General features: G+C 64.3%; 3 protein-coding genes. 1 reads left to right on the top strand and 2 read right to left on the bottom strand.

The features are described from left to right. A partial coding sequence (araJ, locus tag QMM04_RS21725) for an MFS transporter AraJ (protein ID WP_282997012.1) occupies window positions 1-1,073 on the top strand: 1,073 nt, incomplete at its 5' end. 6 nt (window positions 1,074-1,079) lie between these two features. Here the strand turns inward: araJ and QMM04_RS21720 are convergent. Continuing rightward, the gene (locus QMM04_RS21720; RefSeq protein ID WP_282997011.1) at window positions 1,080-2,171 is read right to left on the bottom strand and encodes an alkylhydroperoxidase domain protein; all 1,092 of its coding nucleotides are present in this window, start codon (window positions 2,169-2,171) and stop codon (window positions 1,080-1,082) included. Between the two features lie 10 nt (window positions 2,172-2,181). Then, window positions 2,182-3,171, bottom strand: coding sequence for a putative FMN-dependent luciferase-like monooxygenase (locus QMM04_RS21715; RefSeq protein ID WP_282997010.1), 990 nt, complete (start codon window positions 3,169-3,171; stop codon window positions 2,182-2,184). Window positions 3,172-3,205: the final 34 nt, after the last annotated feature.

Here is a 3,205-nt window from a genome sequence, read left to right as displayed (position 1 = left end):
TTTCGATACCCGCGGCCGGGAACATGATCTCCTTTTACGCCTTCGGCGTGGTGATTGGCGCGCCGATCGTGGCGCTCTTTTCCTCCCGGTTTTCGCTAAAAACGACGCTGCTGTTTCTGGTCGCCCTGTGCGCGGTGGGCAACGCCATCTTCACGCTTTCATCCTCCTATTTCTGGCTGGCGGCGGGGCGTTTACTCTCCGGGTTCCCGCACGGCGCCATTTTTGGTGTAGGAGCGATTATCCTTTCGAAGATCGCGCCGCCGGGCAAAGTGACGGTCGCGGTCGCGGGGATGATTGCCGGCATGACGGTCGCCAACCTGGTGGGCGTTCCGCTGGGCACCTGGCTGGGGCATGCGTTCAGCTGGCGATATACGTTTTTAGTGATTGCCATTTTCGACGCGCTGGTGATCCTCTCCGTGCTGGCGTGGGTGCCGAACCTCCGCGATCGATCAACGGCCAGACTGACAGAGCAGTTCCACTTCCTTAAAAAGCCGGAGCCCTGGCTGATCTTTGCCGCCACCATGTTTGGCAATGCGGGCGTGTTCGCCTGGTTCAGCTTCGTGAAGCCGTTTATGGTTAACGTCTCGGGCTTTTCCGAGGGGCTGATGACGGTCATCATGATGCTGATGGGGCTCGGCATGGTGCTCGGGAACCTGTTCAGCGGCAAGCTGTCCGGGCGCTACAGCCCGCTGCGCATCGCGGCCGTGACCGATATGGTCATCGTGGCCTCGCTGCTGCTGCTTTTCGCCTTTGGCGAGCAGAAAACGGCCTCGCTGGTGATGGGCTTCATCTGCTGTGCCGGGCTGTTCGCGCTCTCCGCGCCGCTGCAAATCCTGCTGCTGCAAAATGCGAAAGGGGGGGAAATGCTTGGCGCCGCGGGTGGGCAGATGGCGTTTAACCTGGGCAGCGCGATTGGCGCCTTTTTTGGCGGCATGACGATCACGCTCGGCTTTAGCTGGAGCTATGTCACGCTGCCGGCTGCCGCGTTGTCCTTCTCTGCGATGACCTCACTCCTGCTCTATGGCCATCTGACGGCCAAAAAACGTCAGGCCAACGCGCGGGCGCTGGCCTGATTCCGGTCAGGCAAGCCAGGGCTCGCCCAGGGTCAGCATCAGCCGGTTGGCCCAGGCGAAAAAGGCGGCGGACTGGACCAGATCGAGCTGTTCAAGGGTGTCCAGCGCCTGTTCTTCCAGGGCTGCAAGGTGCAGCGGCGTGACGGCAGGCGGGGTGACCGAGAGCGCCGCCGCGAAGGTGATTTCCGCCTGCCAGCGCGCGGACTGCCCCTCGCTCAGGGATTGCCCCGGACGCACCGCCAGCAGCGCCTCTACCGCACAGTCATCCTTCGACAGCTGGCTGGCCTTACGCGCATGGACAGATGCGCAGTAAATGCAGCCGTTAACTTTGCTGGCCACCGTCGCCGCCAGTTCGCGCTCTGCGCGCGGCAACCCTCCGGGAGTGTAGAAAATCCCTTTGTCCGTTAGCGTGCGCTGCTCCAGCACCGGCAGGTTGCGGCCCAGCAGGCGGAAATAGTCTGAACCGGTATGGCCGAATTTCGCCAGAATCGCGACCTCGTCGTCGCGAAACTCCGCCAGCGGTTTGGCCGCGAGCCACGGCTCCCAGCCCAGCTCCTGCTGGGTAAACACCACGGGCGCCGCCTTGCCGGTGAGGGTCGTGGGGTGGGTGTGCCAGACCCCCGCAACCGCCGCAACGTCGCTTGCGGCCACGGGCTTATCATTCAGCAGGCGCAGCCCGGCGATCAGCCGGCTCTGGAAGCTGACAAAGGCGATCAGCTGCGCCAGGGTGACAATACCCTCTTTGCTCCATCCCGCCTGGGTCAGGGCACCGAGCGCGCCGGGCGTCGCCTCAGCCGGAGAGAAGGTGAGCAGGCGGGCGAAGCCCAGCGCCGGGGTGAGCCGTTCAGAGGTCGGGTCGGCCAGGCCAAAGCCTGCATAGTGCGCGGCCAGCGCGTCCGCGCTATGCCATTTGGCGACTTTTGCCGCCACCGCGAAGCGTTCATCCAGCGCAAAGTCGCTGTCCTGCTGGCTGAACAGGGTTTCGTAGCTTCCCTGGGCGTGACGCGTGGCGGCCTCGCGCTCGGCGCGCGCCTTCGCCAGCGGTGAACCGGGCGCAATTTCCGCCAGCTCGGCAAGAATATCCTGACTGAGTGCCATAGGTTTCTCCTCAAAGAATGTGGGGGGCGATCTGTTCTGCTATCAGTTCAATCGAGCGCAGGGTGTCGCGGTGCGACGGTTCGACCGAGTGAACCTGGAATGAGATGTCCGTTGCGCGCGCCAGCACCGTGTCCGCCTTCAGCGAGGCCAGCACGGTATCCGGCGCGCCGATGTGGGCATCAAACTGGCGGCGATAGTCGTGGACGGTATCCCCGTTTACCCCGTGTCCGGCGGCGCGATGCTGCTGTGCCTGACGGGCTAAGCCCGGTGCGGCCACCTTCAGGGCATAGTCATCGCTGTCGGCAACGAAGGCGGTACGGGAGGCGAGGATCCGCGGCGCAACGCCTGCCGGCAGCGCATCCAGATAGGCATCGACAATCGGGTTCTGGATGGCGTCAAGCGTTAAGTCCAGCCCGTCAGCCGGACGCGGCTGGGTGCGGGAAAGCATTAGCCCGTGCCCCGCCCGAGCGGCGCGCACGGCGCCGTCAACGGAGAAGGTGGCTATCCAGATGCGTTCGGCCAGCTGCGGCGCGGGCGGGAAGAGATGGTTGTCCGGATGGGTGAGCGAATCGCCGCGCCACGCGCTCTGGATAACGTGCAGATGGTCGGCAAAGGCCGCGCCGCGGTCCTCGAACGTCAGGCCAAACGGCAGGAACGAGGTCGGCGTACCGCCCGAACCGAAACCCACCTCGAGGCGACCGTCGGCGAGCAGATCCAGCACGGCGGCGTCCTCGGCGACGCGCAGCGGGTTTTCCATCGGCAGGGTGATAATGGCCGTGCCGAGGCGGATGGTTTTCGTATGGGCGGCAACGTGCGCCAGGAACAGCAGCGGCGACGGCAGACCGCCCTCCTTTTCGTGGAAGTGGTGCTGCGCTATCCATGCGGCGTCAAAGCCGTGGCGTTCGGCGTGGCGGATCTGTTCCGTCGCCAGGCGATAGCGCTCTTTTGGCGGAGCATCGTCAAGCAGGCGGGTGAAAAATCCCAGGCGTTTTCGCGTCATGCGAACTCCTCCGTAGCGGGTGAAAAATGGGGAA

The organism is Pantoea sp. Pa-EAmG (genome assembly GCF_030024295.1).
Lineage (GTDB): Bacteria > Pseudomonadota > Gammaproteobacteria > Enterobacterales > Enterobacteriaceae > Pantoea > Pantoea dispersa.
The sequence above is the reverse complement of the archived record's forward strand: the minus strand, read 5'-3'. Positions and strand labels throughout refer to the sequence as shown.